Here is a 22,046-nt window from a genome sequence, read left to right as displayed (position 1 = left end):
TTATGATGGAAAAGGAGCTAGTATATTGTATAAATTAATCGCGATTGATATTGATGGAACACTACTGACAGATGATCATAAGGTTACGGACGAAGTAAAAGAAGCCATTCGCCAAGCAAAACTAAAAGGCGTAAAAGTGGTTCTTTGTACTGGACGTCCGCTTGTTGGTGTAGAAAATTATCTGACTGACCTTGAATTACGTGAGGAAGGCGATTACGTTATTAGTTTTAACGGCGCATTCGTTCAAGATACGTTTACAAAAGAAGTTATTTCTCACTTAACGCTTGGCATTGACGATTTAAAAGAAATTTATCAAGTGAGTTTAGATAGCAATTTGCACATGCATTTCTTTGATGACAAAGCGCTTTATACGCCGAACCGTGAAATCGGCAAATACACGATTGTCGAAGCTTATCTTACTGGTAGCCAACTGATTTATAAAGAAATCGAAAACGTGCCAGAAGATTTTATTATGTCGAAAGCAATGTTTATTGAAGAAGCCCCTGAGTTAGAAGTTGGTATTGCGAAAATCCCAGAATCATTCCGCGAAAAATATCATCTAGTTCGTAGCACGCCTTTCTACTTGGAAATTCTAAATCGTGACGCTAGTAAAGGTAACGCGGTCAAAGAACTTTCCGAAAAACTTGGCATTAAGCAAAGCGAAGTTATCTGCATTGGCGACCAAGAAAATGACGTTACAATGCTTGAATTTGCTGGTCTTGGTATTGCGATGGGCAATGCTCCAGAAAGAATTAAGCAATTAGCTGACTATACGACTGCATCGAACAATGATAGTGGTGTAGCAAAAGCAATTCAAAAATTTGTGCTGGATAAATAAAACAAAAACGCAGATTCGAATAGGAATCTGCGTTTTTTAACTATCTTTTTAAAAGAATATACTTTAAAATATATTAGTAGAGTTTTTTAATAAAAATCGCTTTAATGGAGGTTATATTAATGGAACATCAAAAACGTTCACCATTCCCGAAAGATTTCTTATGGGGTTCTGCATCGGCAGCTTATCAAATCGAAGGCGCATGGGACGCAGACGGCAAAGGTAAATCAGTTTGGGACGAATATGTCCGCATTCCTGGAACTACTTTCAAAGGTACAAATGGCGATGTAGCTGTCGACCATTATCACCGTTATAAAGAAGACGTAAAACTAATGGCAGACGCTGGCCTAAAAGCTTACCGTTTCTCTATCGCTTGGACTCGTATTTTTCCAAATGGTAAAGGCGAAGTGAATGAAGCTGGATTGAAATTTTATGATAACTTGATTGATGAGTTGCTTAAATATGACATTGAACCGCTTGTAACGCTTTATCACTGGGATATCCCACAAGCATTATTTGATGAATACGGTGGCTGGGAATCTCGCCAAGTTATTGAAGATTTCACAAATTATTCCACAACGCTATTCAAACGTTACGGCGACCGCGTGAAATATTGGGTTTCCTTGAATGAGCAAAATATCTTTGTTGGTATGGGTTATGGTCAAGCGCTTCACCCGCCAAAAGTTAGCGATCCAAAAAGAATGTACGCAGTAAACCACATTGCGAACTTAGCTAATGCGAGTGTTATCAAAGCTTTCCACGAAATCGTTCCTGATGGAAAAATTGGACCAAGTTTTGCTTACACACCACATTATCCAATCGACACAGATCCTAAAAACGTTCAAGCTGCCGACGATGCAGAAGAATTAAACAGTTATTTCTGGATGGATATGTATGCTTTTGGGCGCTATCCGAAAGCGGTTTGGAAATATTTAGAAGAAAACGATATTGCGCCAGTTATTGAAGACGGCGATATGGAACTTCTTTCTTCTGCAAAACCAGATTTCATGGGCGTAAACTATTACCAATCCGCAACTGTTGCTTACAACCCGCTTGATGGCGTTGGTCAAAACAACGAAATGAACTTCACTGGTAAAAAAGGTAGCACGAAAGAAACTGGTGTCCCTGGCGTTTACAAAAAAGTCGTTAATCCTTTTGTGAAAACAACGAACTGGGACTGGACAATCGATCCAAAAGGCTTACAAATTGCGCTTCGTCGTATTAACAGCCGCTATGCTTTACCAATTTTAATTACAGAAAACGGTTTAGGTGAATTTGATAAATTAGTGGACGGAGAAGTAAACGATGACTACCGTATTGACTATCTAAGCGCGCACGCAACTGCTATTCGCGATGCAATCAGTGATGGTGTTGATATGTTAGGCTATTGTACTTGGAGCTTCACAGACCTTCTAAGCTGGTTAAACGGCTATCAAAAACGTTACGGTTTTGTTTATGTTGACCGCGATGTGGAAGATGATGCGCCAATGACACGTATTCCGAAGAAAAGTTATTATTGGTATAAACAAGTGATTGAAACTAATGGAGCAGATTTATAAATGATGGCTGACCTTCAAGATCGGCTAGCTAGAATCCAAGCAAAAATCACTGCGTTAAAAGAAAAAGATCCCGATTTGAATTTATTTGGTTCAGAAAGCCACGCCTATAAACTTAATCAACCATTGTCTAATCAAACGCTTACCGAGTTTGAGAATGAGCATCAAATTACCTTACCTCAAGATTATCGCGCTTTTCTAGAGCAAATTGGTAATGGTGGAATGGGTCCTTATTATGGCTTAGAAACACTTGCGGACGGGCTTTGCGCCTCGCTTGATTACAAGGATGAAAAGTACGGGGTGCAAACATTAAGTGAGCCTTTTCCACATACAGATGATTGGACCGCTCCTGGTTATAAAGAAGGAATGTCCGATGAAGATTATGATGCTTGGCAAGAACTGTGCTTCCAAGATAAAGAAGTATTTGGACTTCTGCGTATCGCTAATTTTGGTTGTGGCGTTTCGATTAACCTTGTTGTAAACGGTCCTTCTTATGGAGAAATTTGGGTGGATGACAGAAATAATGATAATGGCGTCTATCCTGATTTTTACTTTGGGAATGAAGAACGTTTAGGCTTTCTTGAATGGTATGAGTTATGGTTAGATAAATCTATAGAGGAAATTGAATAAAGAAAAAACCGCTAAAAAGAAGCATACTCTTTTTAGCGGTTTTTTTATGCAATGTTCATATGTGATGGCTTTTTATTTTTAAATAATTTGCATGCTATACTCCATTTATATTATAGAAAAGGAGTAGGATGACATGAAAAAATTTATTCTAGCAAGCCTTGCATGTACGACTTTGATTAGTTTTAGTCCTTTGGTAGGACAAGTCGAAGTAAGCGCTGCTACAACAAACATTGCCACTGCCCCAGAAAAAAATTTACAAGAAGCTCCTCCAGCCACGGTTGATCAAATTTTCCCAGATGATGCTCTAGCTTTTAAAGTCGCACAGGAACTAGGTGTTTCCGAGGATACAGTCGTTACACAAGAACAACTAGATACTATCGAAACAATGGTATATGTGGATTTCGGTGTGGAAGATTTAACAGGCATGGAATATTTACACAACTTAAAATTTGTAGATTTAAGCCAAAATAAAATTAGCAAATTAGAGAATCTCGCTAATTTAACAGAATTAGAAACGGTATCACTTAACTACAATCAAATTACAGATATTACTCCACTAATGAACTCACCTAAATTATATAACTTAGAATTAGGCGTTAACCAAATCTCTACTTTACCATCCTTCGAAAATTTAACTAATTTAAGGATATTAAATCTAAGTAGCAATCAACTAAAAGATATTTCGGCCCTAAAAGATACTCCTCAATTAACTAATTTATCTATTTCAGCAAATAATATATCAGACATCAGTGTCCTTTCAGAATGCGATAATCTCCAAGTTTTTTATGCCGAAAGCAATCAACTGACTTCTATTGAGCCATTAAGAAATAAAACAAAACTAGAATACTTCGATGCTAATTTTAATCAAATTAAAGATGTTACACCTCTCAGTACCATTCCAACAATTAGGTCAATAAAAATTGAAGAAAATCAGATTAGTGATTTCAGCTCATTGGCAGGTCACCGCTTAGAATTGTTTGATGCTACTGGACAAAATATATACCTTCCAGATGTTGCGCTCGGCGATTCCACTAATATTGTAATGAAAGATAATCTCGGAGTAACATTACATGATTGGGTTTGGTACACCCCAGGAACTTACCAAAATGATACACTTACTTGGGAAAATGCAGGCGATAATTCCGCTTACTTTTTAAATAATCAATATCCAACTTACCCTTCTGTCACAGTGACTGTCTATCAAACAGTCACTCCTTAAATAATAATAGCCTAGTTCTTTTATAGAACTAGGCTTTTTTACTTTCTTCTTCTCGTTTCAAAAGCGAATTTGCCATCATTTGGAAACAAAGAATTAAAATCATAAATACCACTAATGGAGGTAAAATTATCCAGAATTGGTGGTTGGCGAACACGAATTTAGCGTTTGCGATTAAACCAGATAATTCAGGGATAACTGGGTTTAGCATGCCGTCATCGGCGCCCATGATTGCCCCTCCGATGAAAATTCCAAAGATAGCTAAATGGACGAACATCTGTAGCGTTTGAATGAGCTGCTCAATCCAAATCAAAATTAATTTGGACCAGATTTGTGGATTGATATGCTTGGTTAATATCCAGCGAGCATTTCCGCCAAAAACGAGCGCGCTCAGGACGAACTCTTTTTTTAACACTTGGGAAATTTCACTGCTGATTCGGTTGGTTGTAATTGGTAAAACGATGACAACCATGATTAAAATTTGGAAGGTTATGCGTGTAAATAGGCTTGTTTCGAAAACGCCAGAATAGCTGATGAATTCGTTGACCATGATAATAAAGACGAGTAATGACAGTGGTAGATAATGCATTCCGTCCGCTATCGATTGAACAAAATTGCGGGTTCGTGGCTTGCTGAAAAATGCGAGCGGTACTGCCAAAATGTAACCAATCACGACACGTAGCGTTGCGATGATGACAGCTATAAGTAGCGTATACTTGATGCCGACGAGTAATTGGTCGAGAATGGAGTTGCCGGCTTGGTCGGTGCCTAGCCATACTTGCGCATTTGGTTTGAAGGGCGCCATATCGGTCACTCGTCCGGTCGCATCACTGATAAATTTAAGCGAGTTGATTTTGTCTCCCATAAGCCCGTAAATAAGGCTCGCGATTAGTAAGATGCTAAGTGTTGCCAGCGGAATGCTGAAGGATGGGCGTTTTAGGAGCTGCCCGGTCGTTACTACAAAGTTGCGCCATTTGCTTTTAAGGTTTACTTTTTCCGTAAAGGTTTTCTGGAAACTATTCCAGTGCAGCGGTATTCGGGTCACGTTTGCGCTCTCGGTATTTTTCCCACGGCTAATCCATAGGTCTATTAGTGCGTAAAAGAAGTAAAATGGGGTGAACACGAGTGCTAATACTAGGAAAATATTTAATGGGCTAAATCCTGCTAGTAAATAGTAGAGCACGCCTTCGATACCGAATAAAAATTCTACAATGAGGTAGGCGCTTAAAATAAACCAAACGATGGTTTTGGATTGGTAAAATAGGCTTTGCATCATATTGGGTGTGGCATGGCGAAGTAGTATCGCTCTATCGGTTAAGCCTTTCCCGCGAGCCAGTTGGATGTAGTCAGCTTGCCATTCATTTTCCATAAGGAGCATCATCATTTTGTAAAAGAGCACGGTTGGTATGATGGATAAGCAGACGATTGGTGCTGCATAAATTTGCTCGCCGTTTAAGCTGTAAAAATTCAAGGTGAACACGCCTGTTTGCTGATATATGTAGACGACGGCCATTTGAATAAGGAAAATAAAGGAAAAATCTGGAAAAGCTTGAAGTATTGATAAGAATCCGCTTAAGCCTTGGCGCAACCATTTTGGCCCGCGAAATGTTGCAATCACTAGTAAATAAGCAATAATCGCTGAAATTAGCAAGCTCGCTACGATAATTTTCATGGAGTAGAAATATGGTCCGGTAATAAAATCTGCCAACGAGACATGAAAAACTTCTGCGCTTCCTTGGTAACTAATTTCCCATTTGGTTGGGTGGAAAATCGCTGTAAAAATTGACTTAAGAGCCTCCCAGTACGTGCTTGATGACCATGAAGTCACTTTGCTAAATATCGCGGGAACACAACTGATTAAAATAATTCCTAAAATTCCTAATAAATAATGTAGAAAAATTTTGACAATTCTTTTCATATGTATGTTTTCTCCCTTTTTCTAGCTTTCTCTTATGTATAAATCTAGGACACACCTCCAATGAGATATGTCCAAGATTCTACTTATTTTAAGTCTAAATGACCGATTTCATTGATTTTTTTAAGAGAAAATTCGCCGTTTTGGTATTCTACGATGCTAATACTTGTGTTCAAGATTCTTGGCGCTTCTTTGCGGTGATCTTCAACCGTTCCGCCTTGCAGCAAGTATAATAATAACGTGAGCGACATGCCGTGAGAAACGACGAGAATGTTGCCGCTTAGATTTTCTGCAATGATTTTTTCGACGCCTTCTAACAGTCGTTCTGCAAGTTCATAATAAGTCTCGCCGCCGTTCACTTCTGCTTTGTAGGTTTCTGGGCTATGGAGAATTTTTGCGCGTTCTTCAGGGTGTTGTTCGTCAATTTCAGTTACTCTAATGCCTTCCCACGTTCCAAATCCCATTTCTTTTAGTTCTTCCAGAGGTTGAATTTCGATTTCGCGGTCGCCAAGAATGTAAGCCGCGGTATCTTGCGTGCGTTTACTTGTACTTGTATAAACCGCATCAATTGGTGTATCTTTCAACACTTCGCCAACTGCTTTTGCCCCGTCAATACCTTCTGCAACTAGCGGCGAATCGCCCCATCCCTGCATTTGTCCAGTCATATTCCATTCCGTCTTACCATGTCTTACAAAATAAATTGTACGTAAACCTTCTGCCAAAATTCTGCCTCCTAATTACACATTCTTCTAAAATTGTATCATGAATAGGCATATTTTCAAGGTTTTCTTATTTATTTATCTGTATCAAGTGGTTTTAAATGAGCCAAAATATCTTCGCGGCGATTTTCTAAATGTGGTGGTAAATCAACGTAAGTTCCATGTTCTTTCGTGAAATCGGTTTGGAAACCTGGTTCATCGGTTGCAAGTTCGATTAAAATGCCATTGCTTTCGCGGAAATAAAGAGAGTGGAAATAAAAACGGTCCACATATCCTGAATTTTTGTAGCCAAGGTCTTGAATCATTTCTGTCCAGCCAATCAAGTCGCCATCTGTCGGTACACGAAACGCCACGTGATGAATCCCGCCAGCACCTAAATTTCCTTGTTCTAAATCAGGTCGCGACTCCACATGCACTTCTCCGCCAAGCCCAACGTCGCCAGTTTTGAATACTGTAACTAATTTATCGTCATCTTCATAGGCACCGATCCGCTCGAAGCCTAATATTTTTGTCAAAAGACGATCTGTTTTTTCTTTTTTGAAAACAGAGAAGCGCACTGGGCCAAGTCCGCGAATGGCATATTCTGCTGGAACCGGGCTATCTTCCCAAGGGCTCACCTCGGTTACTTGTGTGCTTGTTTCATCGGAAATCAAATTGACCGGTAAGCCATCTGTGTCTTTTAAACGAATAATTTTGCGCCCGAATTGGTCGATTGGTTTACTGTGAAAAATGCGATGCTCATCGAGTCTTTTATCCCAGTAATGCAAGGCTTCATCGCTTGGAACACGTAAGCTGAGGCTAGAAATCGCATTGCGTGATGGGTGGTTTTTGGCCATATTTGGAACTTCAAAGAAAGTTAGCGCTGTCCCCGGCGAACCGATTTCGTCTCCGTAATATAAGTGGTACGTATAAGGGTCATCTTGGTTAACCGATTTTTTCACTAGTCGTAGTCCCATTATTTTTGTATAAAAGTCAAAGTTAGCTCGTGCGTTCGCTGTAAAAATAGATACGTGATGAATTCCCGTTAATTTCATAAATAATCACTCTCCTAATTTTTTTAATAGCTTAAGTAGTTCTTTTTGTTCGTCTCTTGTTAATTTATCAAATTGAGCTTGCTGAAAAGCTTCTTGTTTTGGCACGTTTTCGCGGTAACACGCTTGGCCTTTTTCTGTGAGGGTAATATGTTTTTCGCGCCCTGTCTTTGTTCGCGTGATATAACCTAATTGTTCTAATTTCGCGAGGAGTTGGGTAACATTTCCCTTCGTTACAACTAATTTTTCGGCAAGTTGTTGCTGTGTAATCTCTTTGTCTAAGCCAATCTGGGCAATGCAATCAAACTGCGCTGTCGAAATTCCTACCGCTCGCAAATTCTGATTGGTCAGCTTCATATTCCGATTGTAAAATCGACTAAATCGAAACCAAAGCAAAACCCCTAGCCTTTCTTCTTTTTTTACCATGCTCGTCCCCTCCTCTTGATATTATTAGTTTAGTACTAAACTGTATTAAAAGCAAGAAAAAAGCCTAGCACCTGTTTACAAACAAATACTAGACTTTTATTTAATTGCGTATTTTATAGCGGAAAATAAGTAAAGTTAAAGTTCCATCACGATAAAAACTCGGTGGCAATTCGTTTGTAAACATCTACCATCTCCAAATAATTCTCTATAGAAACATTTTCGTTTACTTGGTGAGGGGTTTCGTTTCCTGGTCCAAAAATAATCACTGGGAACTCTTTCTTAGCTTTGGTAAATTCTGCTGCATCGGTTGTTCCGGAAATACCGAGTAATGGGATTTCTTCTTTGACAATGTCGCTTGCTACGCTCTTAGCAATGTGGACTAAATCCGAATTTTTATCACTAAATACTGGTTGTTTGTCATAATCAAATATTAATTCTAGATTCATATTTTCCTGTTTATTTAACTTATTGATAATCTTCACTAGCACTTGTTTCACTGTTTCGTTATCCATTTCTGGAATCGAGCGAATATTCCCTTGTAGTTGCGCTTTTTCAGGGATACTATTGACTTGATTTCCACCATCAATTACGGTGACATTATGAATAAAATCGCCTAATATTTCGTTAGTAGCATCAATTGATTTCACGAATTTTTCTACTTCATTATAAAATAGCAACAAGTTGTCAATCGCATTAACACCAAATTCCGGCATCGAACTATGCGCATTTTTACCAGTGGATTTAACGGTATAATTAATGGAACCTTTATGCGCATAAACAATCCGGTGTCCACTCGGTTCGCCGATAATCAAGCCATCTAAATCATCTGCGTAACCTTTTTGCGTTAGTTGTTCGGCTCCAAGTTCACCGACTTCTTCACCAACCGTTGCTAATAATCTAATTTTGCCATTTAGTTTTTGTTTTTCTTCATGAAGCTCAATCATTGCAATAATCATCGCCGCTAGACCTGACTTCATATCCGTCGCGCCACGTCCGTATATTTTCCCTTCATGCTCTGTTGCTTCAAAAGGTGGGAACTTCCACTTCGAGACATCACCCGCATCAACGACATCCATATGCCCTGAAAACGCCAAAACTTTCTCGTCACTGGAACCAATTTCGCTAACTAGGCTGGCTCTGTCTACGTCGTATTTTACCTTTTCGGACTCAATACCGTGTTCAGCTAACAACTTTTGCAAATAGTTCGCAACTTGTTCTTCATGCCCATTAGTCGAATCAATATTCACAATGTCTTTTAAGATTTGAATTTTTCTTTGTCGTTCCATGTTTACGCCCTCTTTCTTTGAATTCCACTCTATGTTTTCCCGTTCCATAAAAAGGCAAACTCATCCTCCTAATCTCCAATCAAAAAATGGCTTAGCTCCTGCATAATTCACAGAAGCCAAGCCATTAATCGAATTATTTTGTTTGACGTTTTTTGCGGAATAAAACTAAGCCCATACCGATAAGAACTGCTCCTACAAAAATGGGAAGCACATTCCATTCGTCCCCAGTAATTGGTAACTTGATGTTAACTTTATCATCACTTGAACTGTTCGGATTATTTGTTCCATCGTTATTTTCTGTTGGTTTTACAGTGATGGAATTGCTAGCGTCGGGTTCTACAGTGATGGAATTATCATCGTTTGGTTCCACATTAATTGAACTACTAGCATTTGGTTCTTCGTTCTCAGTGAACTTAGCATATAAAGTTATATCACTAGCAGGCATTTTATCTACCGCAAAGTCCCATTTATTCCCATTCGTTTCTGCGTCATACCAGCCATCGAATGTATATCCTTCCTTGGTTGGAACTGTTGGTTCTTCAATTAATTCATTCACAACTACTGTCAAACTTGTTTGCTCTCCGTCCACATCAAAAACGGCAGTGTAAGCCTCTGTTAATGGTTGGGTGACTGTTCCACTGAAAGGAACTGTTGCATTTTTGAAAACGACTGATTGGTTAAATGTGTAACTAACACTATTAATGTAGCTGTTTAAATCCCACGTTAAATCAGGACTAGTATATGTTCCATTGTCACTAATAGTATCAGGTGCAATAAGCTCACCAGAAAGGCCTTTTATCACATTTGGAACAATGATTTTATTTTGATAATATACGGGTTGGTTGGTAATTATTTGATCCGTCAACTCAATAATAGATAAGTTGGGAATATTCGCAAGGGGACTCACATCGCTAATTTGATTCTCTCTCAAGTAAACTTCTGTAAGACTAGATAAACTTGCAAGTGGCGAGATATCGCTTACTTTACAATTTTCAGCGTTTAATATGGTTAGTTTAGATAAATTAGCAATTGGGGTTAAATCGCTCACTTGGGTATATCCGAGTGATAATGTTTGCAAGTTAGATAAAGCTGCTAGTGGACTTATATCCGTTATTTGATTGATATCCAAATTTAATTCCTGCAAATTGGTAAGACCTGCAAGGGAAGTCACATCGGTAATATCTGTATAAATAAGATGCAACATTTTTAGACTTTTTAATCCCGCAAGCGCACTTACATCTTTTAATGGATTTCCGGATAATCCAAGCTCTGTTATTTTCGTTAAATTTGCGAGCGGACTTACATCGGTTATTTGGTTATCTGTTAGTTCTAGTTCTGATAAATTAGTTAAGTACTGCATTCCTTCTATCGTTGTTATTCCCGCAGATTTTGCTGATAATTGGGTTATACTATCTAAATCAGTTTGCGTAACTTCATCTGTTACATCCGCTTTTTCGAGAAGTGTTTTCACATTATCAGCAACCACTGGATCAGTAAAAATTTCATTGATAGGGGTTGGTTGTTCAATTACCGCTGCTTGTACTTCTTTTGAGCTCATCCCAACCCAAAAAGTAATTGCCAATACTGCTGCTAAAGTCACTACGATTCTTAATATTACTTTGTTTCTTTTCATTAAACTATCTCCTTTGTATGATCGTTCTGCTTTTAGAAATTTGTATGTTCTCGTAGTTGAGTTACTATATTATAGCGTAGTAGGTTTTCATTCAATCACTAAAATTAGACTTGTTACCGTTTTAGTTGTGACGTTTAGATGAATTTCTTTGCTAATAAAAAAACAGCCGAAATCTATAGAAAAACTATAGACCTCAGCTGTTTTTTTGTTGTTATTTTACTTTGATTGTTTTGCGGAGAATAAGCGTTGCTGTTCCTAACAAGAAAACTCCTACAAAAATTGGAAGCATGGTATTTTCGTCCCCAGCTGTCGGAAGCGTGGTATTTCCACCTGAATTGCTTGGGGTACTTGTCCCATTGCCATTTCCTGTTGGGGTAACCGTTGTTGGGTCATTGGAATCTGGGGTGGCATTTTTAGTAAACTGGGCGTATAGCGTTATATTTCCAGCTGGCATTTTGTCTGTCGCAAAATCCCATTTAGTTCCACCTGTTTTAGCATCATACCAACCTATGAACGTATAGCCATCCTTCGTTGGCGCTGCTGGTTCTTCTAGCAAGCTTTGATAAGTGACTTTTTGCGTCGTTAATTTCCCATCGATATCGAATGTGGCTGTATAGCTATTAATCGTGAACTGCGCGTATAATGTGATGTCTTCTGCTGGCATTTTGTCTGTCGCAAAATCCCATTTATTCCCGCCAGTTTTCGCATCATACCAGCCTGTGAAAGTGTATCCTTCTTTCGTTGGAGCTGTTGGTTCTTGAAGCAATTTCGTTTCTTCCACTACTTCATTTGTTTTCACTCCATCTACGTCAAATGTCGCTGTATAAGCATTGTGAAGTGGTTGGGTCACTGTTCCGCTAAAAGAACCCTGTGCTAATTGTTTATTAAATGTGTAACTTACTTGGTTAGTATAATTAGCCAAGTTCCACTTAATATTCGGGCTTGCATAAACACCATTATCGCTAATTGTATCTGGTGAGATTAATGCTCCCATTTCATCCTTAATGTTATTAGGGACCACAAGCTCTTGTTGGTACAATACTGGTTCACTCGTTATTTTTTGATTGTCTAAAGTAATACCAAAAAAATTAGGTGAATTAAAAAGTGGTTGTAAAGAACTAATATCACTGATTTGATTTTCAGCTAAAAATACATAGCTTAAATTAGCCAAATTCGCAATTGGGGTTACATCACTGATTTGATTTTTATCTAGTCGCATAATTTCCATAGCCCCTAAGCTTGAAATAGGACTCAAATCACTTATTTGGTTATTGTCTGCAGTTAAATGACTTAACTTTGCTAAGCCAGCAATTGGGCTTAAATCACTGATATCATTATAATCTATTCCAAGACCAATTAAGTTTTTCAAACCTGAAACTGGGCTTATATCCGTTATTTGATTGTTGCTTAGTTCTATGGTTTCTAGATTGATTAAATTACTAACTCCATTTAACTGTTTTATTTGATTTCCAGCTAATCTTAATTGGTGCAGACTTGTCACATTTGCTAGTGCACTTATATCGCTTAATTGATTGTCATTTGCTTCTAATATCCTTAATTTAGATAGTCCTGCAAGTGAATTTAAATCCGTTATTTTATTATTATTTAAAATTAATGTATCTATATTATTTAAATACTGCGCCCCCTCTAAAGAAGCTATATTGCTACTTTCTGCCGTTACTTCACTTATAGAATCTAGCTCTGCTTGTGAAACGTCAGATGTAGTACTAGGTTTATTTAAAGTTGCTTTTATTGCGTTTGCTAAATTCTCATCTGTAAAAATTTCATTAATTGGCGTCGGTTGATCAATTACTGCCGCCTGTACTTCCTCTTTTGAGCTAGTCCCTACCCAAAAGCTAATTGCCATTACTACAGCCAGAGTTACCAAGATACGTAATGCTGTTTTTTTTCTTTTCATTAACTTATCTCCTTTATAATATTATTCTATTTCTTAGGACTGTGTATGTATTCATAGCTGAATTATTTCATTATAACTTAATCAAATTTCGTTTAATCACTAGAATTAGACTCATTATTGATTAGTTGTGACATTTAGATGAATTCCCCTATTAACAAAAAACAGCTGAAGTCTATAAAGAAACTATAAACCGCAGCTGTTTTTGTTGTTATTTCACTTTGATTGTTTTGCGGAGAATTAGCGTTGCTGTCCCTAACAAGAAAACTCCGATAAAAATTGGAAGCATAGTATTTTCGTCCCCAGCTGTTGGAAGTGTGGTATTACCGCCTGAATCACTTGGATTACTTGTACCATCACCATTTCCTGTTGGGGTATTAGGAGTTGGATCATTTGGATTTGGGCTATCATTTTTAGTGAATTGGGCATATAGTGTAATATTTCCCGCCGGCATTTTACCAGTAGCAAAATCCCATTTAGTTCCACCCGTTTTAGCATCGTACCAACCTTTGAACGTATAACCTGCTTTCGTTGGCGCTGCTGGTTCTTCTAACAGACTTTGATAAGTGACTTTTTGCGTCGTTATTTTTCCATCATTGTCAAATGTGGCAGTATAGCTATTAATCGTGAACTGCGCATACAATGTGATATTTTCTGCTGGCATTTTGTCCGTGCTGAAATCCCATTTATTCCCGCCAGTTTTGGCATCATACCAGCCTGTGAATGTGTAACCTTCTTTCGTTGGTGCTGTTGGTTCTTTAATTAATTCATTCGCGCCGACTGTCACACTTGTTTGTTTTCCATCCACATCAAAAACCGCAGTGTAAGCTTCTGTTAATGGTTGGGTAACTGTTCCACTGAAAGGAACCGTTGTATTTTTGAAAGCGACTGATTGGTTAAACGTGTAGCTAACATTATTAATAAAACTAGTTAAATTCCATGTTAAATTTGGACTAGCGTATGTTCCATTGTCGCTAATAGTAGCAGGTGCAATAGGCGCGCCAGAAGAACCTTTTACTACATTAGGAACGACAAGATTATTTTGATAATACACGGGTTGGTTGGTAATTGTTTGATTTGTTAAAGTGACTATAAATAAGTTCGATAAATTAGCAAGTGGGCTGACATCACTAATTTGATTATCTTTCAAATGAACTTCTATAAGGTTAGGTAAACTCGCAAGTGGCGAAATATCACTTATTTTATTATCATCAGCTCTTAAAGTCGTTAGTTTAGATAAATTAGCAAGTGGGGTTAAATCATTTACTTGGTTATTTCCGATTGATAAGTATTGTAAATTAGTTAGTCCTGCGAGCGGACTTATATTGGTTATTTGATTGAGGTCCAAATATAATACCTGCAAATTGGAAAGACCTGCAAGTGGAGTCACATCTGTAATTTGTGTAGAAGTTAAATCTAGCGTTTTAATGCTTTGTAACCCAGCAATCGCGCTCACATTTTTTAACGGATTTCCAGATAATTCAAGCTCTGTTATTTTCGTTAAATTTTTAAGAGGAGTTAAATCAGTTATTTGGTTATCTTTAAGTTCTAACCCTATCAAATTATTTAAGTATTGTATTCCTTCTATCGTTGTTACTCCAGTATTAAATGCTGATAAAGTAGCTATTCCATCTAAATCTGCTTGCGTAACAGCGTCTGTTACATTAGATTTTCCAGTCGCTGTTTTAACTGCATTCGCAAGAGCCGGATCAGGGAAAATAACATTAATTGGGGTTGGCTGCGCAATGCTTTCCGCGCGAACCTCCGCACCTTGACTTGTCGTTACATATAGACTAATACCGAGAATAGCAGCTACCATTAAAACTAGTTTAAATACAGAATTCCATCGTTTTTTCATAGTCTCTCTCCTTTTATTTAAATTAAAACCATTAATTGTTCTAAATAAATCGTTAATATTAGATACCCTTTTTTAGATTTACTTAACAAAAAAAGGGATTACTTTTTTGCCTTCTTATAATTTGACTGAGTATATAATCCGGTGTCGAATACACCTCAGCGCTGCATTATTTTGGATGGTTTAGCGTAAAACATTACTAGCCTTTGGTGAATAATTATAACAGAAGATTCCTACCACTTTTTCCCGCATTAGACCCTTCTGTGCGAAAGATGTGACGATTAATTGAATATTTTTGTTCAGTGCCGTGTGGATTGTTTTTTTGTTGGAAGCAACAGTTTATTCTGATTCGATAAAAAAAGACAAGCAACAAATTACGTTACTTATCTTACTAACGTATAAAAAAACTTAATTTTTTTTGAAAACAGCTCTTTTTTGTATCTCCTTAAACATAAGATAGCCATCGGTTTGTAAGTAAGGAATTGGTAATAAGGAATTTATAGCAATAAATAGGCTAAAAATCTTTATAAATATAAAATCAAACCCTATCCATATTCCCATTGTCAAATTAATAACGGCAGGCATCAATAGAATGAGTGCTTGCTTTCCTAATCCCCAATTTGAATCTTCTTCATAAGATACAGAACAGTTAATGACAATGGGTGAAATAGCGACTTTTCTTACATTAAGGAAGAAAAAGTTACCTATTACTACCTTACCTATCTTTCCCTTAAAAAGTAGGACAAAGAAAATGTGGGCTAATTCATGCAAAACTAAGACTATAACCCAACTTTTATAAATTTCTAAAATCATTCTTCTTATCCCGGTAACTCATTAATAGTAATGTGAGCATAAACATGATAGCTGAACCCCCCAGTGTCGGAAGAATCATTAGCATACCTATATTATCCCCAATAATAACTCGACTTACTAACAAGCACGCAGGCATACTCAACAAAAAATCTAATATCATTATTACATAAATAAACCGTTTATTCTTTCTCGGTGTAAAATTCAAATTAGACATATCGTTTAAAAAGCCATTAATTAAACTAAATGATTTTCTTCCAAAAATAAAAATCAACACAGATACTATAAGAGAAAAAATTACTGATATAAGAAGTATTTTTGCTAAATTTTGTTTATAAAAAGCTACTTGCGAAATACTATCCACATAATTTGAGGCATATTGGTAGCTTGGTCCATGAACTTTTAAATAGTTTAAGAGTTCATGTTGGTTTTTACTAGCTAGTTTAATGGAAATAATAGAAAAATTAGGGTTATCATAATTTTCTTTCTCAAGCTTTAACAATATATTATTTAATTTCTCAGAAGTCTTATCCTCAACCTCAACAGTTCCTTTACTCACTTGTTTCGAATAAGAGATCGCTGCTACTGGAGAGTTAACGATACCGACTATTTCATACAACTCATTTTCAAATTCTAATTTATTACCTATAGCTGATTCTTCACTAATATCATCATGGAAAAATTTTTTCCGTTGAGCAAAAGATAACGCGATTTCTTTAGCATCGTCTTTTGGAAAACGTCCTTTGGTTAAGTGCATTTTAGTAACAGGAAAAGCATTTACATAGTTAGGCGAGTCTGTAATTATTTCCGGAAGAGCCAAAACTTCAAACTTGGAATTATCCAAAACAAATTCATTTATATAGCTTTCATCTACAACATAAATTTGTTTGATATAGTCTTTGTCTTGTAATTCAATCAACTCATTTGTAGTGAGATGATTAGGTTCCTGAAATTCATCTTCAATTTCACTTTCCGTCATTTCAATATTAAAATATCTAGAATAATTCTCCGCAATATCCATCAACTCAAAGTTATAATCACTAGTTAAATTCTCTTCTATTGGAACTGATCGTAAAATAATAGTGGAGGTAATATTGGTTAATAAGATCGTTAGTACTATAATAAACGCAAACATCAAGAAGTTAAATTTTGAACTAAGTAAATATTTTAAAATTCTTCCATTTGAAACAACTCTTTTACTATTAACTTGAATCTCGTTCTGCTCTATTTCAACATTAGACGATACTTCTATCCTATCTTTATCTACAAAAATAGTTTTATCAAAAAAATGCTCCAATCGAGTATCATGACTAACTAAGTAAATAATTTTCGTTTTTGCTAATTCACTTAAAATATTAGCAAGTATCTCCGAGGACTTGTTATCTAGATTATTTGTAGGTTCATCTAGAATAATTATAGAAGAGTCCAAAGCTAATGTTCTCACTAATTCTACTTTGACAAATTCTCCGCCGCTTAATAATTGGATATCTTTTTCTAAGTAGTAGTTATCTACAGAAAACAACTCGCAATACTTTTGAATTAAGTTCGGATTAGTTTTTGGGAAGTGTAAATATTTCTCTACACTAGTTTTATATTTCCAATTTTTTTGCGCAAAGTAAGCTACATCTTTTACTTTATTTGTGTTATTTTTTAATTCATTTTCAATAAAGGTTGTTTTTCCGCTTCCGTTACTACCTGTAATTGTGTAAATACCTGGTTTAGTGATAGAAAAAATGCTAAATTTATTTATTTTATTCATATAATCGCCTTTCTAATGTTGTTTTTAATTATTAATGGTATGACGATGTAGGCAAAAAAGAAAAATATCATTACTACACCTATTATGGCGGTAATAAGTACCGAATGAACAATACTCCACATAATTAAAAGAAAAATAACAGTACTAATAACCGAAAAGATTTTAAAGTTTGTAATAAGATACGTTTTTTTCTGAATTGAAGTAGCTCTTTTTCATTATAGCCATAATAAGTCAATGTACTATAACTATTTTTATAACTAACCTCATACATAATTAGTAAAATTAATAATACTAAGAGTAGTAAGCATATAAGAAGTGCTACTTTTTTTATCAGCATAACTGCATTACTGTATTGATTAACCTCAGCATTTAATAACTCTGGTTCATATCCTTTAATAAATATTTTTTTAGCATATAGTTTATTTTCTGCTAAGAAATCATAAAATGATTCTTGAGCTTTTAATTGCACGTATGCTTCTGTAATTAAAACATCTTGTTGATTTACTTTTTTCAAAATTTGCGCATACACGCTAGGATTAAATTCTATTTCTACCTGATTTGATTGCAAAGTATTACTATAATGAAGTTCAAATCCTAGCTGCTTAATTTTAGCTTTTTTAATTTCTGTTAAAGTTAAACTTTTAGGCACGTGGAAAGATGGACTATCACTATTTTTATAGTAATTTTCGTCATTACTAATGAATTCTGTCTCTGCGTTCAACTTTAAATCTCCACGTAAAGCTTCCATCATTACAGCTTTAATATTGATAAATTCTTCTGTTTTTGGATCATATAATTCTAAATATATTAACTCTTGATAAGTATCTTTTTTCAAATTAATCGCTTCTTCATAATACTCGTCTTCATTAATGCGTGTTTCTTCTGTGAAGAACTTAGCTTTATTAAATTTAGTTGCTGATTGTATAAGCATCGTATTAATTGCTTCATTATTGTCATAAGAAGAAGCATTAGTGCTGTATATTGTAGCAAGTTGATATGTACCTTTTTCGTTAGAAGGACTTGTTTCTTCAGCATTTGTTTTCAGTAAAATCACTAAAAAAATAGCGAAAATCATCATACAAATTAAATAGAAGATATATAAGAAATAGGTCCTTCTAGGTTTAATTTTGATAATGCGCGCTTTTGAACTTTCTTTATTAAAGCTGAAACTATCTGCTTCATAACTTTGATTCTTCTTTATTTCTATTTTTTTATCATATTCAGTAAAACGATCATCATGCGTAATTAATAGTATTATTTTAGATTTTGCCGCTTGATAAATAATTTGTTTTGCCTTCTCAAATACATCAATATCTAAGTCATTTGATGGCTCATCTAATATCAATACTTCTTGATTTGACAAAATAGCTCTTAGAAGGTTAACTAATCTTTTTTCTCCCCCACTAAGAAATTTACTTTTTTTAGTTATTAAATAGTCTAATTGATGTTCTTCCAGAAAATTAATAACCGTTTTTTCTGCGATTTCGTTCATACTAATATTGGTTAAAACCGTCTCATACTCCAATATTTGATTATCATCTTGCTTCATCATGCAACTAATACTTCTGTTAGCTTGAAGTATTTTCTTAGCTAATGTTGTTTCCCCTACTCCATTTGCCCCAATAATTATATATAATCCGTTTTTAGTTATATTCACATTGATATATCCTTTTATTTTCTAGATGAATGAAGAGCCTTGTTGTTATTGTTAAATTACGAATAAATCTACAATAAGTTGTGATTTTACATTTTTATTATTTTTCTTTTCTAATTTATATGAAAATTTATCTTTTCCGCCTGCATAGTGACCATAAAATTCCCCGTAGTATGTATTATTTCTTGATGTATATCCATCTTTATACATTAATACATACCTATCATTATTTTTTTTGCTGTATATACTATACTTTGTCTTAACAGTTCCAGAAGTTTGGTTCACACCATACTTCACACTGCCCTTTGTCCAATGCTTCTTTGTTTCTATTGCACAAACAGTTTGATTTTTTTGAAATCCAGTTTTCCACTGGGAACTAGAATCCACTCCTCGAACATTATATCTATTCTGGGTGATGTTTACTGATAAACTGATCACAGAAACTAATAAGCCTGCTATAGCAATAACTATTGCCCATGTGACACGTGTTTTTTTCATGTTGTTTCCTCCCTCTAGTTCGCTCTCCATTCATCCAAAAAATTGTATCACAATGATTTGTGAAAAAAACACAAAAGAGAAATTAGACCTAATTATTTTAGAATTTTCTATCTAATTATTAATATTTTTTAATTTAATTCATGCTAAAAGATAAATACTTCGCTTTTACATTCATAAAAAACAGCCCCGCCAAAGCGGGACTGCTAACTTTCTATTAAACTAAATCTTCACCATTTGTCTCAATTACTTTTTTATACCAGAAGAATGAATCTTTGCGGGAGCGTTCTAATGTTCCTTTGCCCCAGTCATCTTGGTCTACGTAGATGAAGCCGTAACGTTTGGACATTTCGCTTGTGGAGGCACTTACTAGGTCGATAGGTCCCCAGCTTGTGTAACCAATTAAATCTACGCCGTCTGCAATTGCTTCTTTCATTTGTTCGATGTGTTTGCGCAAGTAATCAATTCGGTAATCGTCATGGATTTTGCCGTCTTCTTCCACTGTATCATAAGCACCTAAGCCATTTTCCACGATGAAAAGTGGTAATTCGTAGCGGCTATAAAGATCATTTAGTGTCCAGCGTAAGCCTTTAGGGTCAATTTGCCAACCCCAATCGGACGACTCCAAGTATTCATTTTTCACGCCACCCATTAAGTTCCCGGCAGAGCGGTCGCCTTCTGGGCTAGCTGTTGCGGATAGGGACATGTAATAGCTGAATGAAATGAAATCAACTGTATGTGCTTTCAAGATTTCGTCGTCGCCAACTTCTTTTACGATGTGAATGTCGTTCTCTTGGAAGAAACGATTCATGAAGCTTGGATATTCACCGCGAGCATGAACGTCTGTGAAAAATAGATTTTGTTGGTTTTCGTATTGTGCTTTTAGGATATCATCTGGGTTGTTAGTCGCAGGATAAGTCGCCATGCGCGCTAACATACACCCAACTTGTGATCCAGGAATAATTTCATGCGCCAATTTTGTTGCAAGAGCACTGGCTACGAATTGGTGATGTCCTGCTTGATAAGAAAGTTCAAGTGGATTCTTCGCGTCTTCTAAAAGCACGCCACCACCAGTGTATGCGCTAAGTGAAATAACATTGATTTCGTTAAAAGTTAGCCAATATTTTACTTTGTTTTTATAACGTTTGAAAACTGTTTCCGCATAGTTCGTGAAAAATCCGATAACGCGACGATCAGCCCAGCCGTTATATTTTAAAGTAAGATTTAGTGGTGTTTCATAGTGAGAAAGTGTCACAAGTGGCTCAATGTCATATTTTAATAATTCATCAAACACTTTATCATAAAATTCAAGGCCTTTTTCATTCGGCTCTTTGTCATCACCGTTCGGAAAAATACGCGCCCAGTTTAGTGATAGTCGGAATGTTTTAAAGCCCATTTCGGCAAATAATGCGATGTCTTCTTTATAGTGATGATAAAAATCAACGCCATCACGTTTAGGGAATCTACCTTCTACTTTCCCTGCAATAATTGCTTCGATTTCTGCTTTAGATACATCTAATGCATGATCTTGTGTGCGTTCTTCTTTTGGAATGAATTTGACCATATCTGCTGTGGAAAGGCCTTTACCATCTACATCGTAAGCGCCTTCAACTTGGTTCGCAGCAGTTGCTCCACCCCATAAAAATCCTTTTGGAAATTGTTTTTTCACTTCAGTCATTTCGTTCGCCCCTTCCGGCTAATTTCTTCTACTTTTTTAGTTTACTCTGTGTAATGCATTACAGGTCAAGCAGAAATTTTCTTTAATAGTAAAAGGGCTTCGGGAACATCAGCTAAGTCCCAAACTGGGATAACAAATGGCGGCGCGACAAGAGGTAGGCGCTCATCTTGCAAACAAACTTCTGGGTTTTGCAGCCAAATCGCATGGATTCCTGCACGATTTGCACCAATAATATCACTTTCGAATGTATTTCCGACCATGACTGCTTCCGTTTTATCAATTTGAAGGGCATTTAGTGTGAAATCAAAAATAGTTTTGTCTGGCTTTTCCATTTTCCCTGGTTGTAATTCGGAATTGGAGGCGTAAATGAAGTCAAAATAATCGATGATACCAAAATTAGTTAATACGCGCTTAATTACTTCTGTGTCACTTGTTGCGGTATTGCTGAGGATTGCTTGTTTGAATCCGAGTTGTTTTACTTTTTCAAGCGTTTCTTTGGCATTTTTCCGTAGCACTACTTCTGGATAAGTATCGAGAGGGTGATGGTCGTATCTTGTGTTTGGTACGGTGTTTAATGTTTCGCCCATATCCCAAATAACATGTGTAATCAAATCACTTCACTCCTTTTTCTAG

At 36.2% G+C, this 22,046-nt stretch carries 17 protein-coding genes and 1 pseudogene; 4 read left to right on the top strand and 14 right to left on the bottom strand.

Annotation, left to right across the window (positions count from 1 at the left end):
• The first annotated feature begins 25 nt into the window (after positions 1-25).
• From yidA to GL301_RS01480, 4 genes are all read left to right on the top strand, one after another.
• Positions 26-838 carry a sugar-phosphatase gene (gene yidA, locus GL301_RS01495; RefSeq protein WP_003724208.1) on the top strand — a complete coding sequence of 271 codons (813 nt, stop codon included), beginning with the start codon at positions 26-28 and terminating at the stop codon, positions 836-838.
• A 119-nt stretch (positions 839-957) separates the two neighbouring features.
• Positions 958-2,394, top strand: coding sequence for a glycoside hydrolase family 1 protein (locus tag GL301_RS01490; RefSeq protein WP_010958704.1), 1,437 nt, complete (start codon positions 958-960; stop codon positions 2,392-2,394).
• A gap of 3 nt (positions 2,395-2,397) precedes the next feature.
• Positions 2,398-3,021, top strand: coding sequence for an SMI1/KNR4 family protein (locus GL301_RS01485; RefSeq protein WP_074384933.1), 624 nt, complete (start codon positions 2,398-2,400; stop codon positions 3,019-3,021).
• A 133-nt stretch (positions 3,022-3,154) separates the two neighbouring features.
• Entirely contained in the window at positions 3,155-4,240 is a 1,086-nt protein-coding gene (locus GL301_RS01480) for a leucine-rich repeat domain-containing protein (RefSeq protein ID WP_010958703.1), read from the top strand.
• A gap of 28 nt (positions 4,241-4,268) precedes the next feature.
• Here the strand turns inward: GL301_RS01480 and GL301_RS01475 are convergent, their stop codons facing one another.
• The 14 genes and pseudogenes from GL301_RS01475 to GL301_RS01410 form a co-directional block, all read right to left on the bottom strand.
• On the bottom strand, positions 4,269-6,155 hold the full coding sequence (locus GL301_RS01475; RefSeq protein WP_003731070.1) for an ABC transporter permease subunit: 1,887 nt from the start codon (positions 6,153-6,155) through the stop codon (positions 4,269-4,271).
• Positions 6,156-6,238: 83 nt separating this feature from the next.
• Positions 6,239-6,874, bottom strand: coding sequence for a histidine phosphatase family protein (locus tag GL301_RS01470; protein ID WP_003724204.1), 636 nt, complete (start codon positions 6,872-6,874; stop codon positions 6,239-6,241).
• Positions 6,875-6,945: 71 nt separating this feature from the next.
• Positions 6,946-7,905 carry a ring-cleaving dioxygenase gene (locus GL301_RS01465; RefSeq protein WP_003724203.1) on the bottom strand — a complete coding sequence of 320 codons (960 nt, stop codon included), beginning with the start codon at positions 7,903-7,905 and terminating at the stop codon, positions 6,946-6,948.
• Positions 7,906-7,911: 6 nt separating this feature from the next.
• Complete coding sequence (locus tag GL301_RS01460) at positions 7,912-8,328, bottom strand: MarR family winged helix-turn-helix transcriptional regulator (RefSeq protein WP_003724202.1); 417 nt, start codon at positions 8,326-8,328, stop codon at positions 7,912-7,914.
• 146 nt (positions 8,329-8,474) lie between these two features.
• A complete protein-coding gene (locus GL301_RS01455; protein ID WP_003728060.1) occupies positions 8,475-9,614 on the bottom strand; it encodes an ArgE/DapE family deacylase in 1,140 nt (379 codons plus the stop codon).
• Positions 9,615-9,747: 133 nt separating this feature from the next.
• Positions 9,748-11,247: a leucine-rich repeat domain-containing protein gene (locus GL301_RS01450; protein ID WP_003728061.1), complete on the bottom strand. Its 1,500-nt coding sequence runs from the start codon at positions 11,245-11,247 to the stop codon at positions 9,748-9,750.
• A gap of 211 nt (positions 11,248-11,458) precedes the next feature.
• Positions 11,459-13,165 carry an InlB B-repeat-containing protein gene (locus tag GL301_RS01445; protein ID WP_003734539.1) on the bottom strand — a complete coding sequence of 569 codons (1,707 nt, stop codon included), beginning with the start codon at positions 13,163-13,165 and terminating at the stop codon, positions 11,459-11,461.
• A gap of 208 nt (positions 13,166-13,373) precedes the next feature.
• Positions 13,374-15,020, bottom strand: a complete 1,647-nt coding sequence (inlH, locus tag GL301_RS01440) for an InlH/InlC2 family class 1 internalin (RefSeq protein ID WP_003728063.1) — start codon at positions 15,018-15,020, stop codon at positions 13,374-13,376.
• A 405-nt stretch (positions 15,021-15,425) separates the two neighbouring features.
• Positions 15,426-15,830 (bottom strand): hypothetical protein, encoded by a 405-nt coding sequence (locus GL301_RS01435; protein ID WP_003728064.1) that lies wholly within the window; start codon positions 15,828-15,830, stop codon positions 15,426-15,428.
• Positions 15,811-17,586: an ATP-binding cassette domain-containing protein gene (locus tag GL301_RS01430; RefSeq protein ID WP_010958702.1), complete on the bottom strand. Its 1,776-nt coding sequence runs from the start codon at positions 17,584-17,586 to the stop codon at positions 15,811-15,813. Before GL301_RS01430 ends, GL301_RS01435 begins: the two co-directional genes overlap by 20 nt.
• Positions 17,583-19,243 (bottom strand): annotated as a pseudogene (locus tag GL301_RS01425) (ATP-binding cassette domain-containing protein). Before GL301_RS01425 ends, GL301_RS01430 begins: the two are co-directional and overlap by 4 nt.
• 51 nt (positions 19,244-19,294) lie before the next feature.
• Entirely contained in the window at positions 19,295-19,738 is a 444-nt protein-coding gene (locus GL301_RS01420) for a hypothetical protein (protein ID WP_003728067.1), read from the bottom strand.
• A gap of 214 nt (positions 19,739-19,952) precedes the next feature.
• Positions 19,953-21,413 (bottom strand): glycoside hydrolase family 1 protein, encoded by a 1,461-nt coding sequence (locus GL301_RS01415; protein ID WP_003728068.1) that lies wholly within the window; start codon positions 21,411-21,413, stop codon positions 19,953-19,955.
• A gap of 65 nt (positions 21,414-21,478) precedes the next feature.
• Positions 21,479-22,024 (bottom strand): HAD family hydrolase, encoded by a 546-nt coding sequence (locus GL301_RS01410; RefSeq protein ID WP_003728069.1) that lies wholly within the window; start codon positions 22,022-22,024, stop codon positions 21,479-21,481.
• Positions 22,025-22,046: the final 22 nt, after the last annotated feature.

This window comes from Listeria sp. LM90SB2 (assembly GCF_028867355.1).
GTDB lineage: Bacteria > Bacillota > Bacilli > Lactobacillales > Listeriaceae > Listeria > Listeria monocytogenes_B.
The sequence above is the reverse complement of the archived record's forward strand: the minus strand, read 5'-3'. Positions and strand labels throughout refer to the sequence as shown.

Excerpts from the sequence above, each read along its gene's own strand:
- GL301_RS01420 (WP_003728067.1), bottom strand. The coding sequence starts at position 19,738 with ATGAAAAAAACACGTGTCACATGGGCAATAGTTATTGCTATAGCAGGC.
- GL301_RS01475 (WP_003731070.1), bottom strand. The coding sequence starts at position 6,155 with ATGAAAAGAATTGTCAAAATTTTTCTACATTATTTATTAGGAATTTTA.
- GL301_RS01490 (WP_010958704.1), top strand. The coding sequence starts at position 958 with ATGGAACATCAAAAACGTTCACCATTCCCGAAAGATTTCTTATGGGGT.
- GL301_RS01445 (WP_003734539.1), bottom strand. The coding sequence starts at position 13,165 with ATGAAAAGAAAAAAAACAGCATTACGTATCTTGGTAACTCTGGCTGTA.
- GL301_RS01455 (WP_003728060.1), bottom strand. The coding sequence starts at position 9,614 with ATGGAACGACAAAGAAAAATTCAAATCTTAAAAGACATTGTGAATATT.
- GL301_RS01430 (WP_010958702.1), bottom strand. The coding sequence starts at position 17,586 with ATGAATAAAATAAATAAATTTAGCATTTTTTCTATCACTAAACCAGGT.
- GL301_RS01485 (WP_074384933.1), top strand. The coding sequence starts at position 2,398 with ATGGCTGACCTTCAAGATCGGCTAGCTAGAATCCAAGCAAAAATCACT.
- inlH (WP_003728063.1), bottom strand. The coding sequence starts at position 15,020 with ATGAAAAAACGATGGAATTCTGTATTTAAACTAGTTTTAATGGTAGCT.
- GL301_RS01480 (WP_010958703.1), top strand. The coding sequence starts at position 3,155 with ATGAAAAAATTTATTCTAGCAAGCCTTGCATGTACGACTTTGATTAGT.
- GL301_RS01460 (WP_003724202.1), bottom strand. The coding sequence starts at position 8,328 with ATGGTAAAAAAAGAAGAAAGGCTAGGGGTTTTGCTTTGGTTTCGATTT.
- GL301_RS01415 (WP_003728068.1), bottom strand. The coding sequence starts at position 21,413 with ATGACTGAAGTGAAAAAACAATTTCCAAAAGGATTTTTATGGGGTGGA.
- GL301_RS01465 (WP_003724203.1), bottom strand. The coding sequence starts at position 7,905 with ATGAAATTAACGGGAATTCATCACGTATCTATTTTTACAGCGAACGCA.
- GL301_RS01450 (WP_003728061.1), bottom strand. The coding sequence starts at position 11,247 with ATGAAAAGAAACAAAGTAATATTAAGAATCGTAGTGACTTTAGCAGCA.
- GL301_RS01435 (WP_003728064.1), bottom strand. The coding sequence starts at position 15,830 with ATGATTTTAGAAATTTATAAAAGTTGGGTTATAGTCTTAGTTTTGCAT.